Consider the following 23,006-nt stretch of genomic DNA (forward strand, 5'->3'; position numbering starts at 1 on the left):
GGAGTAGCCCTCAGTACAACGCGATTGACTACGAGGTGAGCGGGTTCCAGGGTGGGTTCATGGACACCCTGGGAGGCGCCGAGTTCGCGCCGGACACGACCTATCTCAACACCGCCACCTGCGGTCTGCTGCCCCGCGCGGCCGTCGCCGCCGTACGCGCGCTCGCGGAGGCGAACGCGGCCGGTGAGGGTGCCGGCAGCTTCGAGACCGTCGGCGACGCCCGTGCCTCCTTCGCCCGGCTCGCCGGAGTGCCCGTCGACCGCGTCGCCACCGGCGGCGCGGTCTCGGTCCATGTCGGGCTGATCGCGGCCTCGCTGCCGCCCGGTGCCGAAGTCCTCCACCCCGAGGGCGAGTTCAGCTCGGTGGTCACACCCTTCGCCGTGCGCGGTGACCTCAAGCTGCGGTCCGCGCCCCTGGCGGACCTCGCGGAGGCGGTACGGCCGGGCACCGCGCTGGTCGCGTTCTCCTCGGTCCAGTCGGCGGACGGCCGCTTGGCCGATCTGGCGGCGGTACGGGCCGCCGCCACGGCGCACGGCGCCCGCACACTGATGGACAACAGCCAGTCGGCGGGGTGGCTGCCGCTGGACGCGGGGGCGTTCGACTACACCGTCACCGGCGGGTTCAAGTTCCTTGTCTCCCCGCGCGGTGCGTCATTCCTCACCGTGACCGAGGAGGCGCAGGAGTCACTGGCGCCGCTGCACGCGGGCTGGGTCGCGGCCGAGGATCTCTGGGGCAGTACGTACGGTCCCGTCGAGGAACTGGCCCACTCCGCGCGCCGCTTCGACGAACCGCCGTCGTTCCTCGCGTACCACGGCGCCGCCAAGTCCCTCGCGCTGCTGAACGAGATCGGTGTCGGGACGATCCACGCGCACAACACGGCGCTCGCCGTCCGCTTCAGGGAGGGGCTGATCGGCCTCGGCCATGAGCCGGTTCCCGCCGAGGGTTCCGCCATCGTCTCCGTACCGGGGCTGACGCACCGTCACGCCGATCTCGAACGGGCGAAGGTGTCCGTCGCGATCCGGGCGGGTTATGTACGGGCCGCCTTCCACCTCTACAACTCGGCCGCGGACGTGGACCGGGCGCTGGACGTGCTGGCGGGCTGAGCGGCCGCGGTGGGGACGGCGGTCACTGGCCCCGTCGCCGTCGCCGTGGTTGTCGCTGTGGTTGTGGCGGCCTCGGTGGCCGTGGTCAGTTCGCAGGGGTGGCTGAGGAAATTGCCCAACAGGCCCTCGGCGTCACCGTTCTTGTAGGCATGGGCCACCCCCGTCAGCCGTTCTCCTTCGCGCCGCAGGCCCAGCAGCAGACCGGGGCTGTTGATCCGCGCGTCGGCCGTCGGCAGCTGCAAGGGGAGGACGGCCCGCAGATCCCAGGCCTCGGAGGCGACCGCCACCGCCACCGCCACCGCCACCGTACGGACGCTCTCGCTGCGGGCGGTCGCCGGGTCGGCGGCGGTGCCAGTGTCGGTGCCAGTGCGGGTGCCAGTGCCGGTGTTCGTTCCGCCGCCCAGCCGGACCTCGACCTGATCCTCCGTCAGCACGCGTAGCTCGATGGGGATCGTGCCCTCGGGCGTACCGATCCCGCCGGCCCACACACCGCCCGGGGGCAGGGTCAAGGGGCGCTCCGGGTCGGGGACCAGCGGCGAGAGACGCTCGGTGCCGCACTCCGGGACCAGCGTGTCCAGCACGTACCGGACGATCGCGTCGCGCGCCCCCTTGGCGGTGCAGTTGGTCAGTACGGCCAGGGAGAGCTGTCGTCCGGGGACGGCGACCGCCATCGACGCCACCCCGCCTCCGCCGCCGCCATGACTCAGCACCACGGGACCCTCGCCGTACGAGACGCACCAGCCGAGCCCGTAACCGACCCGGGCGTTGACCGGGAGCCCCGCCCGCATGGCCGCCGCCGTCTCCGGTTTCAGCAGCCGCTCGTACGACTGGGCGAAGAGAGCCAGTTCGCCGGCCGGCGCCCAGCCGAGGGTGGCACCGGGGTGGTCGCAACCGTAGTCCGGGTACGCGCGGCCGTCGACGGTGTACCGGACCGCCGAGGGGGCGGGGCCCGGGTAGGTACGGGCGACCTGGCAGCCGGTGAGTCCGAGCGGCTCGAACACCCGCTCCCGTACAAAGGCGCCCAGCTCCTGTCCGGTGACGGCCTCCAGCAGCCGGCCCAGGGCGCGGTAGCCGAGATTGGCGTACTCGAAGCCGCTGCCCGGCTCCCGGAACAGCGCCGTGTATCCGTCCGCGTCGACGGTCCGGGCGCCGTCCCCGTAGTCCCAGGCGTAGAACGCCCCGAAGCCGCCCCGGTGCTGGAGCAACTGGCGGACCGTCGGCTCCGGCCACCGGCCGTGGTCGGCGAACAGCGCCCGTCGGGGAGCGGAGGATGCGGGACCCAAAGCGGACACCGGCGCGGGCACCGGCAGGGGTACGTGTACGGGCACCGGTACGGGCCCCGACACCGGTACGTGTACGGGCACCGGCTGGTCCAGGTCCAGCAGTCCTTCGTCGGCCGCCAGACAGACGGCGGTCGCCGTGATCGGCTTGGTGACGGAGGCCAGTCCGTACGCCGTGGCGGGCGTCGCGGGCCGGCCCGTGGCGGTGTCGGCGTAACCGTACGCCTCCGCGAGGACCACCTCGCCCCGCTCGGCCACCGCGACCGAGACCGAGGGACACCCGTACTCCCGCAGGGCTTCGGCGCAGAACTCACCCAGTCCGTCCCGGACCTCGTCCAGTCGTCCGCTCACCGGAGCACCACCCCTTCCTGGGCGGCGCGGATACGCCGGCCCCCGATACGCCGGCCCCCGATACACGGGTCACCGATACGCCGACCCCCGATACACCGGCCCCCGATACACGGGTCACCGATACGCCCGCTCACCGATCCGCCGCGTCTACGCCTGGTCCGACGCGGGACGCTCCCGCGCCTCCGCCCGCCGTTCCGGGCAGTCCTGGGTCTCCTTGCAGAGGTTCTCCTCGACCTTGGCGAGCAGCCGCGCCAGCTCCTCGCGCTCGGTCTCGTCGAGCCCCGCGAGCGTGTGCTCCTCCAGGTCCGTCCAGGCGTCCGCGACCTCCCAGCGCAGCCCGCAGCTGTCCGGGGTCGCCTCGACCAGTACCGCCCGCCGGTCCTCCGGGTCGGCCGAGCGCTTCACATAGCCCGAGTGGTCCAGCCGCTGAAGCATCTTGGTGACGGTCGACGGATCGAGGTCCATCGACTTGATCAGCTCGGACTGGCGCGCCGTGTCCGTGTCCCAGAGGCGCATCATCAGGAGTTCCTGGCCCGGATAGAGACCGGTGCGCCGCAGCAGCTTCCCCGCGGCGATACGGTGCAGCCGGGCGATCCGGGACAGCGAGTGGCTGACCGGGCCGCCGCGCGCGGCGCCCGGGAGTTCGCTGCTACAGGCAGGGTCGTCCGTGTGCTCCGAGGTCATGCGGCAGAGTTTAGCTTGGTCGGCCAAGGAATGAGTTAGAGTGATCCACGGTTGATTACTTGGCCGACCATCTATTGCGTCGGTGCCAAGCCTGTCGTACCGCCCACTTATCGTTCTGGGAGCCTTCATGACCACCGCGTTCGACCCGATCGACCTCTCGGGCACGCAGCTCGCCAACCGTGTCGCCATGGCCCCGATGACGCGGAGCCGCGCCTTCGGCCCCGGTCACTCGCCCACCGACTCGACGGTGGAGTACTACGCACAGCGCGCCTCCGCCGGGCTGATCATCACCGAGGGCACCCAGCCCTCCGTGGTCGGCCAGGGGTACCCGGACACCCCCGGTCTGCACAGCGCCGAGCAGATCGCGGCCTGGCGCAAGGTCACCGACGCCGTACACGCCAAGGGCGGCAAGATCTTCGTCCAGCTCATGCACGCCGGCCGGATCGGCCACCCCGATCTGCTTCCCGACGGTCTGGTGCCGGTCAGCGCCTCCGCCGTCGCCCCGCAGGGACAGGTCTATCTCCATGACGGTCCCAAGGACTTCGTCACCCCGCGCGAACTGACCTCCGACGAGGTACGGGAGACCATCGCCGACTTCGCCTCCGCGGCCCGCAACGCGATCGAGGCCGGGTTCGACGGTGTCGAGCTGCACGGTGCCAACGGCTATCTGATTCACCAGTTCCTGGCCCCCGGCTCCAATGTGCGCACCGACGAGTGGGGCGGCTCCGTGGAGGGCCGTATCCGCTTCGCGGTCGAGGTGACCCGCGCGGTGGCCGACGAGATCGGGGCCTCGCGCACCGCGATCCGGATCTCGCCCGGAAACCCGTACAACAGCATCGAGGAGCCCGAGCCCGATGCCACGTACCTCGCGCTCGTCCAGGAGCTGGAGCCGATCGGCCTCGCCTATCTGCACCTGATCGAGAACACGCGCGAGCTGACCACCGCGCTGCGCAAGGCGTTCTCGGGGACGCTCGTCCTCAATGCCGCGACCGAGGGATTCACCGGCGCCGACGAGCTGAAGCTGATCGAGGACGGCACGGCGGACATCATCTCCTTCGGGGCGCTCTTCCTCTCCAACCCCGATCTGCCGGCCCGGCTGAAGGCGGGCGGCCCGTACAACACCCCCGACCCGGCGTCCTTCTTCGGCGGCGACGACAAGGGCTACATCGACTATCCGTCCCTGGAGAACTGACACACCGACGCGGGGCGGACCATGACGGTCCGCCCCGCGTCCGTTCGGCGTCCGCACACTCTCCGGCGCCGGTGCGCGGGCCTCGGTGCCGCACCGGCCTCAGCGCACCGGTGTGAAGTCCCGGGCCCCGATGAAGTCCGGCCGCGGCGCGGGCGCCGCGAACGGCTCCACCGCCGCGTTCTCCACGCTGTTGAACACGATGAACACATTGCTGCGCGGGTAGGGCGTGATGTTGTCGCCCGACCCGTGCATGCAGTTGCAGTCGAACCAGGTCGCAGAACCGGCCCGCCCGGTGAAGAGCCTGATGCCGTGCTGGTCCGCCATGCTCGTCAGCGCCTCGTGCGACGGCGTGCCGGCGTCCTGCATCTTCAGCGACTGCTTGTAGTTGTCCTGGGGTGTCTCACCCGCGCAGCCGAGGAACGACATGTGCGATCCGGGCATGATCATCAGCCCGCCGTTGGTGTCGTAGTTCTCGGTCAGCGCGATCGAGACGGAGACGGTCCGCATGTTCGGCAGACCGTCCTCCGCGTGCCAGGTCTCGAAGTCCGAGTGCCAGTAGAAGCCCGAGGCGCCGAAGCCCGGCTTCACATTGATCCGCGACTGGTGGACATAGACGTCCGAGCCGAGGATCTGGCGGGCGCGGCCGACCACCCGCTCGTCGCGCACCAGCCCGGCGAAGATCTCGCTGATGCGGTGGACCTCGAAGACCGACCGCACGTCCTTGGACTGGGGCTCGATGATCGAGCGCTCGTCCGCGCGTACGGCGGGGTCGGCGACCAGTCGTTCCAGTTCGGCGCGGTAGAACGCCACCTCGTCGGGGCCGATCAGCCGGTCCACGGTGAGGAAGCCGTCCCGCTCGAAGTCCCCGAGGTCCGCGGCGGAGGCCGGTCCCGGGGCGCCCGGTGCCGACCAGACGACGGGGTCCTGCCGCGGGGTGGTCACCTCGCGGCGGCCACGGGTGGGGTAGAGGTCGGTACGTTCGGTACGTTCCGAACGTACGGGAGTGGTGGTCATCGTCAGCCCTCCTCGGTCAGCAGCGGATAGACCCCGTTCTCGTCATGGTCCTCCCGCCCGGTCACCGGCGGGTTGAAGACGCATACACAGCGGAAGTCGGTCTTGGGGCGGAGCGTGTGGCGCTCGTGTCCGTCCAGCAGATACATCGTGCCGGGCCGGATCCAGTGGGTCTCACCCGTCTCGTCGTCGGTGAGTTCGGCCTCGCCCTCCACACACAGCACGGCCTCGATGTGGTTGGCGTACCACATCGACGTCTCCGTACCCGCGTAGAGCACGGTCTCGTGGAGGGAGAAGCCGACGTTCTCCTTGGCGAGCACGATGCGCTTGCTCTCCCAGGTGCCCGAGGCCGATTTCACATGGCGGTCGGTGTTCTCGATGTCCTTGAACGATCGGACGATCACGGCGTGTTGCCGCCTTTCTCTCTGCGCTGTTCTGGCTTCTCTGTTTCTTTCTTGTCCTTGTCCGTCCGGGTCTCTGCTCTGCCCGGGTCTCCTGCCCTGTCCGGGGTCCTTCTCCGTCCGGACGACGCGCGGGTACGGTGTGCCGCGCGCCGCGCCGGTGCGTCAGGCCGTCTCCAGGACCGCGCGGGCCAGTGTGCGCAGGCCCTCGTCCAGTTCCTCGGGGGTGACGGTGAGCGGCGGCAGCAGCTTCACCACCTCGCCGACCGGGCCCGAGGTCTCCAGCAGCAGCCCCAGTTCGAACGCACGCGCACATACAGCGGATGCCCGCTCCTTGTCCGCGAACTCCAGGCCCCAGACCAGGCCCCGGCCCCGGAACTCCGCGGTCGTACCGGTGCTCTCGGCGCAGATCGCCGCGAGGGCCCGCTCGATCTGCTCACCGCGCGCGATGGTCTGCTTCTCCATCTGGCCGTCCGCCCAGTACGTGGTGAGCGCGGCGGCTGCGGTGACGAAGGCCGGGTTGTTGCCCCGGAAGGTGCCGTTGTGCTCGCCCGGCTCCCAGATGTCCAGCTCGGGGCGGAAGAGGCAGAGCGACATGGGAAGCCCGTAGCCGCTGATCGACTTCGACAGGGTGACGATGTCCGGGGTGATGCCCGACTCCTCGAAGGAGAAGAAGGCGCCGGTACGGCCGCACCCCATCTGGATGTCGTCGACGATCAGCAGCATGTCCTGGCGGTGGCAGAGGGCGGCCAGTTCCCGCAGCCACTCGGGGCGCGCGACATTGATGCCGCCCTCGCCCTGGATCGTCTCGACGATCACCGCGGCGGGCTTGTTCAGTCCGGAGCCCTGGTCGTCCAGCAGGCGCTCGAACCAGAGGAAGTCCGGGGTCCGGCCGTCCAGATAGTGGTCGAACGGCATCGGGGTGCCGTGGACCAGCGGGATACCGGCCCCGGCGCGCTTGAACGCGTTGCCGGTGACGGCGAGCGAGCCCAGCGACATGCCGTGGAACGCGTTGGTGAAGGAGACGATCGACTCCCGGCCCTTCACCTTGCGGGCCAGTTTGAGGGCGGACTCGACGGCGTTCGTGCCGGTCGGGCCCGGGAACATCACCTTGTACGGCAGATCGCGCGGCCGGAGCACCACATTCTGGAAGGACTCCAGGAAGGCGCGTTTCGCGGTCGTCGCCATGTCGAGGCCATGGGTGATGCCATCGCGCTCGATGTAGTCGATCAGCGCGCGTTTCAGCACCGGGTTGTTGTGGCCGTAGTTGAGCGATCCGGCGCCGGCGAAGAAGTCGAGGTAGCTGTGGCCGTCCTCGTCGGTGAGGCGGCTGCCCTGCGCACGGTCGAACACGGCGGGCCAGCCGCGGCAGTAGCTGCGGACCTCGGACTCAAGGGTCTCGAAGACGCTCAGTGCGGGCGGGGTGATAGTCACAGGAATCTCCTGCCGATGGGAGTGGGTGAGGAGAGGGAGAGGGGGGAGGGGTGTGTCCTCGTCGACCGGTCCGGGGCGGCGGACGGTGCTGGTGTGCGGCTCGGCTCAGGTGCTTCGTCGTGGCTCAGGTGCCTCACTCGCGTGGCGCGGCGTATGCCCCTGTGCCTGCGTGCGCCTGTGCCTCCGTGCCCCTGTGCGCGCGGGTCCATGGGCTCCGACGCGTCCGGTCCATGGGCTCCGACGCGCTCAGGTGCCGGAACGTGTCCACCGGCGGCGCCGTGTCCACCCGGCATGACCGGTTCGGACGCGTCGGCGTGCTCACCTCCATGGCGATCCACGCACCCGGCGCGCGCGGGGGACACCTGGCCACGCGGGACGACCTGGCCACCTGGGGCACCCGCGACGGCGGCTGGGCGTCCGGGACACCTGACGTACCCGGCGCGTCCAGTCGGCCCACGGGCCGCGCCGGCACGCTCATCTGCTCAGGGCGTCCGCGTCCGTCCGGCGGGCCGGGAGAGCGGGCCGATCCGGTACAGCACCTCCGGCTGGTGCGTCCCGTCGGGGAACAGCCGGCCGTCGAAGAGGACCTCACGCGTCAGCGTCGCGCCATGACGCGCGGCGAACGCGGTGAACAACCGGTCCGAGGCGGTGTTGTCGGGGGTCACGGTCGTCTCGACCGACGAGATCCCCGGCTCTCGCGCCACCCGGGCGGTGAGCGCGTCGAGCAAAGTGCCGGCGAGCCCGCGGCCCCGCTGCTCGCGGTCGACGGCCACCTGCCAGACGACCAGCACGTCGGGACGCTCGGGGCGGACGTATCCCGTCACGAAGGCGATCGGTACTCCTCCGTCGTCGCGGGCGACGACGGACGTGGCCGCGAAGTCACGACACCACAGCAGGTAGCTGTACGAGGAGTTGAGGTCCAGTACCTCGGAGTCACGGGCGATGCGCCAGATCGCGGCTCCGTCCTCCACTCGTGGGGCGTCGATCGTCAAGGATGGGGTGAATTCGCTTCGGGCGCCTGCAAGGTCTGCTTGTGCGGCGGTCATAGGTATTGAATTTACCGAGGGCATTCAAAACATGCATCTCGGGGAGGGGTTGGGCAAGAAGCCGACATGTGTTATCACGCGTGCGCGGCTGCCTGTGCGCCGTCTCACATAGATGGGTATAATATGCGGAGATTTCTGGGCAAGACGGCTGCGCTTGTGGACTCGGTCACATATTCGTAACGCTGGTGAGACCCGTCGGATATCACCTGGAATCGCGTCCGAGCCCCTCGGAAACCTCTGTGTTTAGGCTGTGGATCGGCGGGCAGAAGCTTACGGGAAACTGCCCGTGGAAAAAGAATTCAAAAAAACCGTGATGCGTTATCGCCACTCATTCTCGCGTCAATAGTCAATAGTCAATAGTCAATATTTGATATGCGAGAGGTAATGCCGACCCGCCCCGCGGTCACTTCCCCTGAGCGGCGCCGAGCGCGGCGTCCAGGGCGTCCAGCGCGGACCGTACGGCCTCGGGGGTGGCGTGGGGGCCGTAGTGGTTGACGCGGATCATCTCCGAGGCCAGCGCTCCGCCGCCCGCGATCAGCGGCAGCGAGGGGTCGGCGGCCAGGGCCTTGGCCACCACCTCCGCGGCGTCGGTCCCGGGCGGGGTGCGGAGCGTCGTCGCCACCGGAGCGGCCGCCGACGCCTCATGGACGAATGGCTCCAGATCCCGTCCCAGCGCCACCGCGCCCGCGCGGGTGGCCGCCGCGGCGGAGGCGTGCCGGGCCATCACCGTGTCCAGGCCCTCGGCCTCGATCCGCTCGACGGACGCCTCCAGCGCCAGCATTTCGAGCTGGGCGGGGGCGTGCGGGAGCGCCCTGCGGCCCGTGTCGATCCACCGCTCCTTCCAGTCCAGCAGCGAGAGGTACGAGCGGCGGGGCGCGCCGGGATGGGCGGCGAAGCGCTCCCAGGCGCGTGCGCTCACCGACACCGCCGAGACCCCGGCGGGTCCGCCCATCGCCTTCTGCGCGCCGATCACACAGAGGTCCACGCCCCAGGCGTCCGTCAGCAGCGGCTCGGCGGCCACCGAGGCGACGGCGTCCAGCATGAACAGCGCGCCATGGGCCCGTACCACCTCACCGATCGCGGCGACGGGGTTGGTGTTGCCGGTCGCCGCCTCGGCGTGCACCAGCGAGACGAAGTCGATCCCGGGGTGCGCGGCGAGGGCCGCGGCGACCTGGTCGGCGGTCACGGCGGAGTGGAACGGCACCTCCAGGTCGACGACCGTGGCTCCGCAGTCACGCAGCCAGTTGCCGAAGGTCTGGCCGTACGGTCCCGTGACCACGTTCAGCGCCGTCGAGCCGGGCCGCGCGCCGCCCCGGACACAGGCCTCCAGCGGCAGCAGGGCCTCGCCCTGCATGATCACGACATCGTTCTCGGTGGCGAGCAGCGCGGCGACGCGGCGCTCGATCGAGGCGAAGTGCGCGGCGGTCAGCGGGGGCAGGTCCAGCAGCGGGTGTGTCACAGCGGTGCTCTCTTCGACGGTGTCACCGGCTTCGGACCGGTGTTCGGAATTGTCCCGGTCGAGGGTACCCACGGCCTCGTACAGTGCTGTTCATGAGTGATCAGGCGGTGCTGCGGGTGAAGGGGCGGGTGCTTGTCGGACCCGAGGAGGTCAGGGACGAGCTGTGGGTGGTGGGCGGCAGGGTCAGCTACGAGCGGCCGGCCGGCGCCCGCGACATCCGTACCGTCCGGGGCTGGGCGCTGCCCGGTCTGGTCGACGCCCACTGCCATGTCGGCCTGGACCACCACGGCGCGGTCGACCCCGCGACCAGCGAGAAGCAGGCGCTCGGCGACCGGGACGCGGGTGCCCTGCTGCTCAGGGACGCCGGATCACCCGCAGACACCCGCTGGATCGACGACCGCGAGGACCTGCCGAAGATCATCAGGGCCGGCCGGCACATCGCCCGTACCCGCCGCTACATCCGGAATTTCGCCCATGAGATCGAGCCGGAGGACCTGGTCGCCGTGGTCGCCCAGGAGGCCCGGCGCGGTGACGGCTGGGTCAAGCTCGTCGGTGACTGGATCGACCGGGACGCGGGCGATCTGACCGCCTGCTGGCCGCGCGGCGAGGTCGAGGCGGCGATCGCGGAGGCGCACCGGCTCGGCGCCCGGGTCACCGCGCACTGCTTCGCCGAGGCCGCCCTGCGCGATCTCGTGGAGGCGGGCATCGACTGCGTCGAGCACGCGACGGGGCTCACCGAGGACACCATTCCGCTCTTCGCGGAGCACGGTGTGGCCATCGTCCCGACCCTGGTGAACATCGCGACGTTCCCGCGGCTCGCGGCGGGTGGCGCGGACAAGTACCCGCGCTGGTCGGCGCATATGAACCGGCTCCACGAGCGCCGTTACGACACCGTGCGCGCGGCCTACGACGCGGGCATCCCGGTCTACGCCGGCACGGACGCGGGCGGTGGGCTTGCCCACGGTCTGGTGGGGGCCGAGGTCGCGGAGCTGGTGAAGGCCGGCATCCCGCCCGTGGACGCCCTCTCGGCGGCCGTCTGGGGCGCGCGGCGCTGGCTGGGCCGCCCGGGGCTGGAGGAGGGCGCCCCGGCGGATCTGGTGGTGTACGACGAGGATCCCCGGGCGGACGTCGAGGTCCTGGCGGCGCCGCGGCAGATCGTGCTGAACGGGCGGGTGATCGACGGGGCGTGACGCGGGCGTGCGATGGACGGGCGCGTGATGGACGGGGCGTGACGCGGGCGGGTGACCGACGGGGCGTGACGGACGGGGGGTGACGCGAGGGCCGCCCGGGTCGTTGATCTCTCTTACGCGTGCTCCGCGGTCGTGGACCGGCGCACCCCCCGCGCCCCGTCACGGGCGGCGCGGCGAAGAACGCACGTGCCACAAGAATCGAATATGAACCCGGAAACCCCACTTTGGAGTGAACTCACCCCAGGTGCCCGCCAGTTCACTCTTCGTGCGTAAAGATTCCGGTGTGTCGGTCGCCACCGCCGCGTGTCCCCGTTCGGCGGGCCGGCGACGCCAAGTCTCTTGTGGGGGTTCCACATCGTGAACAGCAATACCTTCCGCATGCCCGCACGCCGCTGCGCCGCCGTCGCGGCCGCCGCCGCGCTGACGGCGGGGCCGGTGCTCCTCGCCGCCCCGGCGCAGGCCACCGAGGGCGGGAGCACGGGGCGGGCGGGCGCGGTCGTGCTCAGGACCGACCTCGATGTGTCCCTGCTCAACAGGACCGTCCAGGTGCCGCTCAAGGCCGCGCTCAACGAGGTCGAGGCCCCGGCGAGCGCCGAGAAGACCGCGCTGAGCGTCACGCTGGACGGGGTCGACGGGGGCAGGCCCTTCACCGTGCTCCGCGCCGATGTGGCCCACGCGAAGGCGACGGCCGACGCGCACAGGGCGGAGGGGCGGACCCGGCTCGCCCACGCGAAGGTCCATGTCCCCGGACTGCCGCTGCTCTCCCTCGTCGAGATCCAGGAGGTCACCTCCACGGCGGTCTGCGCGGCCGGTGAGCGGCCGGTCGCCGAGTCCAATCTGCTCGGCCCGGTGACGGTGCTCGGCAAGCGGGTCACGCTTTCCGCGGGCGGTACGACGCGGGTCGAGGCGCCGGGGGTGGGCGAGGTGACGCTCGAACTGTCCAAGACGCACACCACGTCCCGTACGGCCGCGGCGGCGGCGCTGGAACTCAAGGTGGCGCTGAACCCGCTCAAGCTGAACGTCGCCGAGGTGGAGGGCTCCCTCACGCTCGCGGGGGCCACCTGTGAGACGCCGGAGAAGAGCGCGACGGCTCCGGAGCGGCCGGAGCAGCCGGAACAGGCCGACCCCGCCGCTCCGGCCGCTCCGGCCGACCCGGCCGATCTGAAGCCGCAGACCGGCGCCGAGCCGGCCGGGGAGAACCTCGCCGAGACGGGCGGCAGCTCCTTGACGCCGTATCTGGCGGGCGGCGCGGCACTGCTGTTCGCGGCGGGCGGCGCCACGATCGCCCTGGCGAGGAGCCGCGCCAAGCGCTGACCCGGGGGAAGGCCCAGCGGAAGGCTCTGGGGCCAAGGGGGCCCGGGAGGCCAGGACGGCGAGCGGTGCCCGCGTCGAGCGGGCCCCGCTCGCCGTACGCACGCACGAAGGCGGCGCGGCGGTTCCGCGGCACAGCGGTTCGCCGCGCGGCGGTACGGGTCGGCGAACGGCGATCGGAGGCGCTACGGGCCAGGGAGAACGATCCGGGGTGCCACGGGCCGGGAAACACGGGGAACAACGGTCCGGGGCGGTACGGCCGGAGGGCGGCCGTACCGCCGATCGCTCCGTGGCGGGGCCGTCAGGTGCCCACCGCCGTCAGCGCCTGGTCCAGGGCCTGGAGAAAACGGTTCGTCGTGGTGCGGTCGCGGACCGCGAGGCGCAGCCATTCGTGGCCCAGCCCCGGGAACGTGTCCCCTCGGCGCGCGGCGAAGCCGAGGGTGCGCAGCCGGGCCCGTACCGCGTCCGCGCGTGCCATACGGACCAGGACGAACGGCCCCTCCGCCGCCTCCACGGCCCGCACTTCCTCGAACTCCGCGAGCCCGGCCAGCAGATGGGCGCGCTCCACCGCCGTCCGGCACGCCGCGTGCTCCGCCTCGGCGAGGGCGTCCGGCGACATGCACGCCTCCGCCGCGGCCAGCGCGGGCGTCGAGACCGGCCACAGGGGCTGCGCCCGCTCCAGCGCGGCCACCGTCCCCGGCTCGGCCAGGACATAACCGATCCGCAGCCCCGCGAGCCCCCAGGTCTTGGTGAGGCTCCGCAGCACCACCAGCCCCGGCACATCCGTACGGCCCGCCAGCGACTGAGGCTCCCCCGGCACCGCGTCCATGAACGCCTCGTCCACCACCAGCGTCCGCCCGGGACGGGCGAGCCTCGCGATGACCTCGGCGGGATGGAGCACGGACGTCGGATTCGTGGGATTGCCGACGACGACCAGATCCGCCTCCTCCGGGACCGCGCCCGGATCGAGCCGGAAGCCGTCCGCCATCCGCAGCAGCACCCGCCCCACCGTGTGCCCCGCGTCCCGCAGCGCCGACTCCGGCTCGGTGAACTGCGGATGGACGACCACCGGCCGGCGGACCGGCAGGGCGCGGGCGAGCAGCACGAACGCCTCCGCCGCCCCCGCCGTCAGCAGCACCCGCTCCACCGGCAGCCCGTGCCGCGCCGCGACCGCCGCCCGCGCGGCCCGTCCGTCCGGATACGCCGCGAGCCCGGCCATCGACTCGGCGATACGGGTACGCAACCACTCGGGGGGAGTGCCCGTACGGACATTGACCGCGAGATCGATCAGCCCCTCCGCGCCGTCCCGCAGCTCGACATCGCCGTGATGGCGCAGATCATGGAGATCACCGCGCGTAGACATGGCCGTCATTCGGTCGAGCGCCGGATATCGCGGCCGTGCCGGGCGCACCGGCGGTGCCGTGCGTGCCGGCGGTGCTGGCCGCATCGGCCGCACCGGGCGTGCCGTACATGCCGTGCATGCCCTGCGCACCGGCCGTGCCGGGCGTCGCGCGCCGGGCGGGGCTCTCACAGCGCGCCCCGGGCGGATACGGACCCCGCTGCCGGGGCGCCACGCTCTTCATGGGCTGGATGACGCGGGTCACCGGGCTCCCTTCCGCCTGCCGTCCGGACGCCCCGGGATCCCGGGGCGTCATCAGGCGGCACGCGCTGTCGCGCGTGACCGCCGTTCGCTGCCGTCAACTCTCCACCGTCAACGGTCTTCCACCGTCCACACCGACATCATCTCCGCTTCCGCCGGTTCCACTCGGCACCGGCCCCTGTACGCCACGGCACAGGTGACCGCGGCCGGCCGGCCCCGGGGGTTCGACTTCCGCTTCGGTACGAGGAGTACGCCCCCCTCGGCGAGCGCGGCGGCCTCCGCGACGGACGCCGTCCCCACGGCGGCCAGCGGCGCGCCGGACGGGTTCGGCACGACGACCGTGGCCAGCAGGCCGGCCGCGTATCCCCGTACGGGCACGCCCAGCCGTGCGGCGGCCCCGGTGACCGCGGGATCACCGGCCTTGGTGTCGAGGGTCGCCAGCCCGACGACGGAGCCTGGCGCGAGCCCGGCGTCCCGCAGCGTGTCGGCTATCAGCCCGAGCAGTTCCCCGACGCAGGCGCCGCCGCGCGCGCCGACCCCGATGACCAGCCCCGGTCCGGGCCCCGCCCCCGGCCGAAGCCCGGCTTCCTGGTCCGCCTCGTGCTCCAGTTCCGGCTCCGGGCGAAGCACGGTGTCCGGCCCCGGCCCCGCCTTCCGTTCCGCCTCCGGCTCCGCCTCCCGTTCCGGACACCGCCCCGGGCCGTGTTCCGGATGTGCGAGAGGGGCCCCCGATCGGCTATGCAGGGGCGCATGGCCGTGATCGTCGCGCTCGGCGCGTTCCTCATGACGCTGTTCGGCGGCTGGACGGCGCAACGCGTCACCGACCGCCGCCATCTCGTACTGGGCCTGGCCGGAGGGCTGATGCTCGGTGTCGTCGGCCTGGATCTGCTGCCGGAGGCGATGCGCGCGGCGGGCGGCGAGATCTTCGGTGTCCCGCGGGCACTGCTGCTCTTCGTCGGCGGCTTTCTGGTAGCCCATCTGGTGGAACGTTTGCTCGCGGTTCGTCAGGCCTCCCACGGCGGCGCCCCGCAGGAGGGCGTGGCGCGGCCGGGCGACGCGCGCGACGCCGCCTCCCGCGAGTCCGTCCCGTACGGCGCGGGACCCGGGGGCCGCCGGAGCGCCGCCCACCCGGCCGCCCCCGGCGTGGACCGGGATCCCGGCCGGGACGCGGCCCGCGGCGCGACCGACCGGGTGCCCGAGGTCGGACTGACCGCCGCGGCGGCCATGGTGGGCCACAGCGTCATGGACGGCATCGCCCTCGGCGCGGCCTTCCAGGTCGGCGAGGGGATGGGCGCCGCCGTCGCGCTCGCCGTCATCGCCCATGACTTCGCCGACGGCTTCAACACGTACACGCTCACCAGCCTGTACGGGAACGACCGGCGCCGGGCGCTCGTGATGCTCGTCGCGGACGCGATCGCGCCCGTGGTGGGCGCCGCGTCCACCCTGCTGTTCACCCTGCCCGAGGAGGCGCTCGCCGGCTATCTGGGATTCTTCGGCGGAGCCCTGCTCTATCTGGCCGCGGCCGAGATCCTGCCCGAGGCACATCATGAGCACCCGGCCCGCTCCACCCTGCTCTGCACGGTCCTGGGCGTGGCCTTCATCTGGCTGGTGGTCGGTCTCGCGGGCTGAGGCACGAGGCCCGGCACCGGCCGGCACGCCCGAGAGCCCGCTCACCGTCCGCTCACCGCCCGCTCACGCCGGGCACCGCTCCACGAACCGCCGCGCCATCTCCGGCGCCGCCGCCCAGTGCGTATGCAGATAGCTCGCGTGCACGCCGCCTCGGACGAAGCCCTCCACCCGGCGGTCCGGGTGGACCACGCCCCAGGCGGGGGCGTCCCCCGCGCCGGGCTCCACCACCGTCCGGTGGAACTCGTGCCCCCGCACCCGGGTTCCGGCCCTCGCCAGCGCGCTGTCGCCGACCGCCACCGCCTCGCGGTAGCCCAGCGTCAGCCGCTCCGACATCCGCGCGTCGGCGGGCAGCACCCCGCACATCGGCCGCCCGTCCAGGGAGCGCGCCAGATACAGCAGCCCGGCGCACTCGGCGGCCACCGGAGCACCGGAGAACGCCAGCTCCGCCACGGCCTTGCGCAGCGGCTCGTTGGCCGACAGCTCCGGCGCGTACACCTCGGGGAAGCCGCCCCCGATCACCAGACCCCCTGTCCCGTCGGGAAGGGCCTCGTCACGCAGCGGGTCGAACGGTACGACGTCCGCGCCCGCGGCCGTCAGCAGCTCGGTGTGTTCCGCGTACGAGAAGGTGAACGCGGACCCGCCGGCCACCGCGATCACCGGCCGCCCGCGCCGCGCCGGAACACGCAGGCCGGCCCGGTCGGCCCGGCCGGCCGGCCCTGCCTGATCCGTCGACGTGAGGGACGCGCCCGCCGGAACCGGCGCGGCCCGGACCGATGCGGCCGCGACCGATGCGGCCGCGACCGGCGCGGGCGGCTCGGACGCCGCGAACCCCGGCTCCCACGCCGTCGTGTCCAGCGGGGGAGCACTGCGCGCCAGCGCCAGCAGCGCCTCCAGATCACAGCCCGCCCGCACCCGTCCGGCCAGCTCACGCATCGCCGCGACCGCCTCCGCCCGCCGCTCGGCCACCGGCACCAGACCGAGATGGCGCGAAGGGGTACCGACCTGTCCGGCGCGCCGCAGCACCCCCATCACCGGCACACCCGACTCGTCCAGCGCGTCGCGCAGCAGCCGCTCGTGCCGGTCCGTGGCGACCTTGTTGAGGATCACCCCGCCGATCCGTACCTCCGGATCCCAGGAGGCGAAACCGTGCACCAGCGCCGCCACGGAACGGGACTGCGACGAGGCGTCCACCACCAGCACCACCGGCGCCCGCAGCAGCTTCGACACCTGGGCGGTGGAGGCCAGTTCGCCCTGGCCGGACGCGCCGTCGTACAGCCCCATCACGCCCTCGACGACCGCCAGGTCACAGCCCGCCGCGCCATGCGCGAACAGCGGCCCGATCAGCCCCGGGCCGCACATGTACGCGTCGAGATTCCGCCCCGGGCGGGCCCGGCCGCCCCCGGCGGACACCGCCAGCGCGTGATACCCCGGATCGATGTAGTCGGGCCCCACCTTGTGCGGGGACACGGCGAGACCGCGCTCCGAGAAGGCCGCCATCAGCCCCGTCGCGACGGTGGTCTTGCCGCTGCCGGAGGCGGGCGCGGCGACGACCAGACGCGGGACGTTCACCACTCGATGCCCCGCTGGCCCTTCTGGCCCGCGTCCATCGGGTGCTTGACCTTGGTCATCTCGGTGACCAGATCCGCGAAGTCGGTCAGTTTCCCGGGGGCGTTGCGCCCGGTGATCACCACATGCTGGGTCCCGGGGCGGTCGCGCAGCACCTCGATCACCTCGTCCGTGTCCACCCAGCCCCAGTGCAGCGGATAGGCGAACTCGTCCAGGACGTACAGCTTGTGCGTCTCGGCCGCCAGATCGCGCTTGACCTGCTCCCAGCCCTCGCGCGCCGCCTCCTCGTTGGAGAGCTGGCTGTCGCGCTGCACCCAGGACCAGCCCTCGCCCATCTTGTGCCAGGCGACGGAACCGCCCTCGCCGCTCGCCCCCAGCACCGTCAGCGCGCGCTCCTCGCCGACCCGCCACTTCGCCGACTTCACGAACTGGAACACCCCGATCGGCCAGCCCTGGGTCCACGCGCGCAGCGCGAGCCCGAACGCCGCCGTCGACTTGCCCTTGCCGGTGCCCGTGTGCACGAGCACCAGCGGGCGGTTGCGGCGCTGGCGGGTGGTGAGACCGTCGTCCGGAACGGTTTCCGGCTGTCCCTGCGGCATTACGCGGCCCTCCTGGGGCGTCCGTTGCTGACCTGCTGTACGTCCCTGACCAGACCGGCGATGCTGTCGGCCCGCAGGGCGTCGAGTGTGATGGCCGTGCCCTCCAGCGCGGCGGCGAGCGAACCGGCCAGTCCCAGCCGTACCGGCCCCGACTCGCAGTCCACGACCACCGAGGCCGTTCCCTCCGCCGCGTGCAGCCGGGCCGCGCGCGCGGCCAGCGCCACCGGATCGGGACCGCCCGTCGCACGGCCGTCCGTCACCACCAGCAGCAGCGGACGGCGCGCGGGATCGCGTATCCGCTCCACCCGTAGCACGTCATGGGCCTTGAGCAGCCCGGCGGCGAGCGGGGTGCGCCCGCCCGTCGGCAGCGACTCCAGCCGCGCCGCCGCCGCGTCCACCGACGAGGTCGGCGGCAGGGCCACCTCGGCCGCCCTGCCCCGGAAGGTGACCAGACCGACCTTGTCGCGCCGCTGGTACGCGTCCAGCAGCAGCGAGAGCACCGCGCCCTTCACCGCGCTCATCCGCCGTCTGGCCGCCATCGACCCGGACGCGTCGACCACGAACAGCACGAGATTGCCCTCGCGCCCCTCCCGGGTCGCCTGCCGCAGATCGTCCCTGCGGACCACCAGTCCGGGGCCGCCGCGCCCGCGCGCCCGCTGGTGCGGGGCCGCGGCCTGGACGGTCGCCGCGAGATGCAGCTTGGTCAGCGTGCCCCGGGGCCTGCGCGATCCGGTCGTCCTGCCGTGGTCGGTACGGGCCCGGGAACGGCGTCCGGCGGCGCCCTCGCCCAGCCCGGGGACGCTCAGTGTCTTCGTACGGAACGGCTCGGCGGCCCGTACGGCGGACTGCTCACCGGCACCGGCACCCGCGCCCGCTCCGGCACCCGCTCCGGCATCGGCGGCCGGGTCCCGCGGCCGGCCGTCGGGCTCCGTCCCGGGCTCGGGCCCGGCCGGCGGTTCCGGCTCCGCGGGCGCGTCGTGCCGCCTCGCGCCCGACTCCGGCGGTGTCCCCGTCGCCTCGGGGCCGCCCTGCGGCGGGATGCCACCACCGGGTCCGTCCGGGCCGCCGGGACCGCCGCCGTCCGGGTCGTCGTCCCCGCCGTCACCCCCGTGGCCGTCCCCGTGGCCGTCCTCGCCCTTGAACCGCTCCAGCGTGTCGTCGAGCCTGTCCTCGTCCAGCCCAGGCGCGTCGAACGGATTGCGGCGCCGCCGGTGCGGCAGCGCGAGCAGCGCGGCCTGCCGCACGTCCTCGGGGCGTACCGCCGTACGCCCCGCCCACGCGGCCAGCGCCGTCGCGGTCCGCGCCATCACGATGTCCGCGCGCATCCCGTCCACCTCGAAGGCGGCGCAGGTCGCGGCGATCTGGAGCAGCGCGGTGTCCCCGAGCCGCACCCCGGGCAGCAGCGCGCGCGCCGCGACGATCCGCTCCCGCAGCGCGGTCTCCTCGCCGGCCCAGCGCGCGGCGAAGCCGGCCGGATCGTCGTCGTACGCGAGCCGCCGCCGTACGACCTCCACCCGCAGCTCCGGCTCCCGCGAGGCCGCGACCTCCACGGTGAGCCCGAAGCGGTCGAGCAACTGCGGGCGCAGCTCGCCCTCTTCGGGGTTCATCGTGCCGACGAGCAGAAAGCGCGCGGCATGCCGTACGGAGACGCCTTCGCGCTCCACGTACGAGGCGCCCATGGCGGCGGCGTCCAGCAGCAGATCGACCAGATGGTCATGGAGGAGATTGACCTCGTCGACATAGAGCACCCCCCGGTGGGCGTCCGCGAGCAGCCCGGGTTCGAAGGCCTTCACGCCCTCCGACAGCGCCCGTTCGATGTCCAGGGCCCCGACGAGCCGGTCCTCGGAGGCGCCGACGGGCAGTTCGACCATGCGCGGGGGCCTGGAGACCCCCGGCCCGGTCTCGTGCGGTCCGTCCGGGCAGTGCGGATCGGGCGCGGCGGGATCACAGCCGAACCGGCACCCGGCGACCACCGCCAGCTCGGGCAGCAGGGCGGCCAGGGCCCGTACGGCTGTGGACTTCGCCGTGCCCTTCTCCCCGCGCACGAGGACTCCGCCGACCGCCGGACTGACCGCGTTGAGCAGCAGGCCCAGCCGCAGATCGTCCATCCCCACGATGGCGGTGAACGGATAGGGGATGCTCATATGCTGATCGCTCCTTCGAGTACGGCGGTGGTGGTCATGGGGCCCCCGGGGGGATGAAGGGCAGCCCGGCCGGCGCCCCCTCCTCGATCAGCCGCAGCAGGGCGTCCGTGTCCGCGTGCTCCTCGACGAGATCACCGAGAAGGTCGAGCTGTTCCTCGCGCAGCGCGCCGAAGCTCGTGTCGGGCGCGGGGACGAAACGCCGGCCGGCCGTCCGCGCCACCTCCGTCAGAAAGCGCCGCCGGAACGTGTCGCTCTCCAGCGCCCCGTGCCAGTGCGTGCCCTGGACGGCGCCCACCCGGCAGCCGTCCAGCGCCCGTCCGCCGGCGTCGGAGACAAAGGCGTCCCCGCCCCGCACCTCCGCGACGCCGTGATGGATCTCGTACCCCTCCACGGGCGCGCCGAGGGCCGTCCCGGACGGTCTGGCCAGGGTCTTCTCGCGGGCGAACCGCACCCGTACGGGCAGCAGCCCCAGTCCGGCCACGGCGCCCGCCCGTGACTCCACCTCGTCGTCGATGTGCTCACCGAGGATCTGGTAGCCGCCGCAGATCCCCAGGACGGGACGCCCCTCGGCGGCCCGCCGCGCCAGGGCGTCGGCGAGCCCGCGCTCCCGCAGCCACGCCAGCGCCTTCACGGTGCCACGGGTGCCGGGCACCACCACGAGATCGGCGTCGGCCAGCTCCTCGGGGCGGTCCACGAACCGTACGACCACGCCCGGTTCGGCCGCGAGCGCGTCCACATCGGTGAAGTTGGACATCAGGGGTACGGCGCAGACCGCGACCCGCAGCACCTCCTCGCCGTGCGGGGGAGCCACCAGGGACTCGCGCACGGTGCCGCGCAGCGAGATACGCAGTCCGTCCTCCTCGTCGATGCCGAGGCCGTGCCGCCAGGGCAGCACCCCCAGCGTCGCCCGTCCTGTCAGTCCCCGGAGCATCTCCAGACCGGGCTCCAGCAGGGACACATCGCCCCGGAACTTGTTCACGAGATACCCCGCGACCAGGGCCTGGTCCTCGGGGCTCAGCAGCGCGGTCGTACCGAAGAACGAGGCGAAGACCCCGCCCCGGTCGATGTCCCCGACCACCACCACGGGCAGACGCGCGGCCCGCGCGACGCCCATGTTCACGATGTCGGTACGGCGCAGATTGATCTCGGCCGGGCTGCCCGCGCCCTCGCAGATCACCGCGTCATAGGTGGAGCGCAGTTCCTCCAGGCACTCCAGGACGGGGCCGAGCAGGGCCTCCCGCCCCCCGCGCAGCACGCTCTCCGAGACCGTCGCGCCGGCCCCCGCGACCGCGTTGGCCCCCGCCCGCTCGCCGGCCCCCGCCAACTCCCCTGACACGCCGGGCTTTCCGGGCACGCCGGGCTGTCCGGAGAGTCCGGAGGTCCCGCCTCCCGGGCTGCCGAAGAAACCCCGGGCGCTCAGCTCGCCCACCGGCCGCCCCATCAGCACCACTTGGCTGCTGCGGTCGCCACCGGGCTTCAGCAGCACGGGATTCATCAGCGCCGTCGGCTCCACCCGGGCCGCCTGCGCCTGCATCGCCTGCGCCCGTCCGATCTCCGCGCCCTCGCGCGTCACGAACGAGTTCAGCGACATGTTCTGCCCCTTGAACGGGGCGACCTTCACCCCCCGGCGTACGAGCCACCGGCAGATCCCCGCCGTGACGACGCTCTTGCCCGCGTCCGAGGTGGTCCCGGCCACCAGCAGACCCCCGCCGCGCCCGCCCCGGCTCATCCCAGTCCCCTTCCCGTGTCCGCCGCACGGCGGCGCAGCGCGCCGTACGCGAACCGGCCGGCGGCACAGACCGCGAGGGCGTATCCGCCCACCCGGCGCGACAGCCGCACGGCCCGCTCGATGTCGGCCGTCGTCACGGGCCGCCCCTCACCGTTCAGTACGGGCCGGTGCTCCACCCGTCCGCCGTACGCGAGTGTCCCGCCGAGCCGTACGCCCAGCGCGCCCGCGAACGACGCCTCCACCGGGCCCGCGTTGGGGCTCGGATGCCTGCGCGCGTCCTGCCGCACCGCCCGCAGGGCCCCGCGCGGATCGTCACCGGCGACGGCGGCCAGGGCGGCGGTCAGCCGGGCGCCCGGCCAGCCTGCCAGATCGTCGAGCCGGGCCGACGCCCAGCCGAACCTGCGGTACCGGGCGGACCGGTGACCCACCATCGCGTCCAGCGTGTTCACCGCGCGGAATCCCACCAGTCCGGGCACGCCCGCGATCGCCCCCCACACCAGCGCGCCCACGACGGCGTCCGAGGTGTTCTCGGCGACGGACTCCACGACGGCGCGCGCGAGTTGCTGTCCGTCCAGTGCCTGCGGGTCACGCCCGCACAGCCGTGGCAGCCGCTCCCTGGCCAGCGCGAGGTCCCCGGCGGTGAGCGCGGCGCCGATCGCGCGCGCCTCCCGGCCCAGGGAGGTGCCGCCGACGACGGACCAGGTGGCCAGGGCGGTCAGCGTGACGGAGGCGGCACGGCTCTCCGGGATGCCTCCTCCACCCCGTACACCCCGTACACCCCGTACTCCCCGTGCTCCCCGTGCACCCCGGGCCGCGAGGACCGCGAGACCGGCGGCGCCTCCGGCGCACACCAGCGTGTGCAGCGTGCCCCAGCCTCGGTGGTCGTGCCACAGCGCCCGTTCGACGGCCCCCGCCGCCCGGCCGAACGCGGCCACCGGATGCCCCCGGCGCGGATCGCCGAACAGCCGGTCGCCCAGGAGCCCCAGGGCCGCGCCGTACGCGAAGACCCGCTCGGCGGTCGCACCGCCGCCGCGCACGGCGGCCGAACCGCTGCCAGGCATGGCGAAATGTCCTCACTCAGGGTCCGCGCCCCGGCTCGACGTGATGCGGCGGCGAGAGTTCCTGGCTCCTGGGACAGTTCCCAGTGACAGTGGCGGGACCGCGCCGGATTCGCACCGGCTTCCTCTTCTGCCGCCGTAATGGCCCCGGCAGTCCACCACGCCCCGTGAACACCCGTCAACCCATCCCTGACCTGCGGCGGGACAGTGTGCGAAGCC

At 72.9% G+C, this 23,006-nt stretch carries 20 protein-coding genes and 1 riboswitch; of the genes, 5 read left to right on the forward strand and 15 right to left on the reverse strand.

Going from position 1 to position 23,006, the window contains the following annotated elements; all coding sequences use genetic code 11:
- The first annotated feature begins 59 nt into the window (after positions 1 to 59).
- Positions 60 to 1,103 carry an aminotransferase class V-fold PLP-dependent enzyme gene (locus ACFYYH_RS17865; RefSeq protein ID WP_388551603.1) on the forward strand — a complete coding sequence of 348 codons (1,044 nt, stop codon included), beginning with the start codon at positions 60 to 62 and terminating at the stop codon, positions 1,101 to 1,103.
- Here ACFYYH_RS17865 and ACFYYH_RS17870 read toward each other — a convergent pair.
- Complete coding sequence (locus tag ACFYYH_RS17870) at positions 1,052 to 2,734, reverse strand: serine hydrolase domain-containing protein (protein ID WP_388551605.1); 1,683 nt, start codon at positions 2,732 to 2,734, stop codon at positions 1,052 to 1,054. The genes ACFYYH_RS17865 and ACFYYH_RS17870 overlap by 52 nt on opposite strands.
- Before the next feature lie 147 nt (positions 2,735 to 2,881).
- On the reverse strand, positions 2,882 to 3,418 hold the full coding sequence (locus ACFYYH_RS17875; protein WP_388551607.1) for a MarR family winged helix-turn-helix transcriptional regulator: 537 nt from the start codon (positions 3,416 to 3,418) through the stop codon (positions 2,882 to 2,884).
- Between the two features lie 127 nt (positions 3,419 to 3,545).
- Between ACFYYH_RS17875 and ACFYYH_RS17880 the strand changes: the two genes are divergently transcribed.
- Positions 3,546 to 4,610: an alkene reductase gene (locus ACFYYH_RS17880; protein WP_388551609.1), complete on the forward strand. Its 1,065-nt coding sequence runs from the start codon at positions 3,546 to 3,548 to the stop codon at positions 4,608 to 4,610.
- Positions 4,611 to 4,709: 99 nt separating this feature from the next.
- Here the strand turns inward: ACFYYH_RS17880 and thpD are convergent, their stop codons facing one another.
- The 5 genes from thpD to ACFYYH_RS17905 form a co-directional block, all read right to left on the reverse strand.
- Positions 4,710 to 5,624 carry an ectoine hydroxylase gene (gene thpD, locus ACFYYH_RS17885; protein WP_388551611.1) on the reverse strand — a complete coding sequence of 305 codons (915 nt, stop codon included), beginning with the start codon at positions 5,622 to 5,624 and terminating at the stop codon, positions 4,710 to 4,712.
- Positions 5,625 to 5,626: 2 nt separating this feature from the next.
- On the reverse strand, positions 5,627 to 6,025 hold the full coding sequence (locus ACFYYH_RS17890; RefSeq protein WP_388551613.1) for an ectoine synthase: 399 nt from the start codon (positions 6,023 to 6,025) through the stop codon (positions 5,627 to 5,629).
- 162 nt (positions 6,026 to 6,187) lie between these two features.
- On the reverse strand, positions 6,188 to 7,456 hold the full coding sequence (ectB, locus tag ACFYYH_RS17895) for a diaminobutyrate--2-oxoglutarate transaminase (protein WP_388551614.1): 1,269 nt from the start codon (positions 7,454 to 7,456) through the stop codon (positions 6,188 to 6,190).
- A gap of 482 nt (positions 7,457 to 7,938) precedes the next feature.
- Entirely contained in the window at positions 7,939 to 8,502 is a 564-nt protein-coding gene (gene ectA, locus ACFYYH_RS17900; protein WP_388551616.1) for a diaminobutyrate acetyltransferase, read from the reverse strand.
- Positions 8,503 to 8,905: 403 nt separating this feature from the next.
- Positions 8,906 to 9,961, reverse strand: a complete 1,056-nt coding sequence (locus ACFYYH_RS17905) for a pyridoxal-phosphate-dependent aminotransferase family protein (RefSeq protein ID WP_388551712.1) — start codon at positions 9,959 to 9,961, stop codon at positions 8,906 to 8,908.
- Between the two features lie 92 nt (positions 9,962 to 10,053).
- Here ACFYYH_RS17905 and ACFYYH_RS17910 point away from each other — a divergent pair, with 92 nt between their 5' ends.
- Positions 10,054 to 11,151 carry an amidohydrolase family protein gene (locus ACFYYH_RS17910; RefSeq protein WP_388551618.1) on the forward strand — a complete coding sequence of 366 codons (1,098 nt, stop codon included), beginning with the start codon at positions 10,054 to 10,056 and terminating at the stop codon, positions 11,149 to 11,151.
- Between the two features lie 357 nt (positions 11,152 to 11,508).
- Positions 11,509 to 12,465 carry an SCO1860 family LAETG-anchored protein gene (locus tag ACFYYH_RS17915; protein ID WP_388551620.1) on the forward strand — a complete coding sequence of 319 codons (957 nt, stop codon included), beginning with the start codon at positions 11,509 to 11,511 and terminating at the stop codon, positions 12,463 to 12,465.
- A 298-nt stretch (positions 12,466 to 12,763) separates the two neighbouring features.
- On the opposite strand, the gene cobC is transcribed toward ACFYYH_RS17915, so the two are convergent.
- The 3 genes from cobC to ACFYYH_RS17930 form a co-directional block, all read right to left on the reverse strand.
- Positions 12,764 to 13,825, reverse strand: coding sequence for an Rv2231c family pyridoxal phosphate-dependent protein CobC (cobC, locus tag ACFYYH_RS17920; RefSeq protein ID WP_388551622.1), 1,062 nt, complete (start codon positions 13,823 to 13,825; stop codon positions 12,764 to 12,766).
- Positions 13,809 to 14,066, reverse strand: coding sequence for a hypothetical protein (locus ACFYYH_RS17925; RefSeq protein WP_388551624.1), 258 nt, complete (start codon positions 14,064 to 14,066; stop codon positions 13,809 to 13,811). The genes cobC and ACFYYH_RS17925 overlap by 17 nt, the downstream gene beginning before the upstream one ends.
- Before the next feature lie 107 nt (positions 14,067 to 14,173).
- Positions 14,174 to 14,692 (reverse strand): cobalamin biosynthesis protein, encoded by a 519-nt coding sequence (locus ACFYYH_RS17930; RefSeq protein ID WP_388551625.1) that lies wholly within the window; start codon positions 14,690 to 14,692, stop codon positions 14,174 to 14,176.
- A 120-nt stretch (positions 14,693 to 14,812) separates the two neighbouring features.
- Between ACFYYH_RS17930 and ACFYYH_RS17935 the strand changes: the two genes are divergently transcribed.
- Entirely contained in the window at positions 14,813 to 15,691 is an 879-nt protein-coding gene (locus ACFYYH_RS17935) for a ZIP family metal transporter (protein WP_388551626.1), read from the forward strand.
- A 63-nt stretch (positions 15,692 to 15,754) separates the two neighbouring features.
- On the opposite strand, the gene ACFYYH_RS17940 is transcribed toward ACFYYH_RS17935, so the two are convergent.
- Genes ACFYYH_RS17940 through ACFYYH_RS17960 form a run of 5 tightly spaced genes read right to left on the reverse strand, consistent with a single transcriptional unit; the run spans position 15,755 to position 22,790 of the window.
- A complete protein-coding gene (locus tag ACFYYH_RS17940; RefSeq protein WP_388551627.1) occupies positions 15,755 to 17,263 on the reverse strand; it encodes a cobyrinate a,c-diamide synthase in 1,509 nt (502 codons plus the stop codon).
- The gene (cobO, locus tag ACFYYH_RS17945) at positions 17,257 to 17,856 is read right to left on the reverse strand and encodes a cob(I)yrinic acid a,c-diamide adenosyltransferase (protein ID WP_388551629.1); all 600 of its coding nucleotides are present in this window, start codon (positions 17,854 to 17,856) and stop codon (positions 17,257 to 17,259) included. Before cobO ends, ACFYYH_RS17940 begins: the two co-directional genes overlap by 7 nt.
- Positions 17,856 to 20,000 carry a putative cobaltochelatase gene (locus ACFYYH_RS17950; RefSeq protein ID WP_388551631.1) on the reverse strand — a complete coding sequence of 715 codons (2,145 nt, stop codon included), beginning with the start codon at positions 19,998 to 20,000 and terminating at the stop codon, positions 17,856 to 17,858. Before ACFYYH_RS17950 ends, cobO begins: the two co-directional genes overlap by 1 nt.
- 34 nt (positions 20,001 to 20,034) lie before the next feature.
- Positions 20,035 to 21,729 carry a cobyric acid synthase gene (locus ACFYYH_RS17955; protein WP_388551633.1) on the reverse strand — a complete coding sequence of 565 codons (1,695 nt, stop codon included), beginning with the start codon at positions 21,727 to 21,729 and terminating at the stop codon, positions 20,035 to 20,037.
- Complete coding sequence (locus tag ACFYYH_RS17960) at positions 21,726 to 22,790, reverse strand: cobalamin biosynthesis protein (RefSeq protein ID WP_388551635.1); 1,065 nt, start codon at positions 22,788 to 22,790, stop codon at positions 21,726 to 21,728. Before ACFYYH_RS17960 ends, ACFYYH_RS17955 begins: the two co-directional genes overlap by 4 nt.
- A gap of 32 nt (positions 22,791 to 22,822) precedes the next feature.
- A riboswitch (cobalamin riboswitch) is annotated at positions 22,823 to 22,962 on the reverse strand.
- Between the last annotated feature and the right edge of the window lie 44 nt (positions 22,963 to 23,006).

The sequence above is a fragment of the Streptomyces sp. NPDC002018 genome, from assembly GCF_042890865.1.
GTDB lineage: Bacteria > Actinomycetota > Actinomycetes > Streptomycetales > Streptomycetaceae > Streptomyces.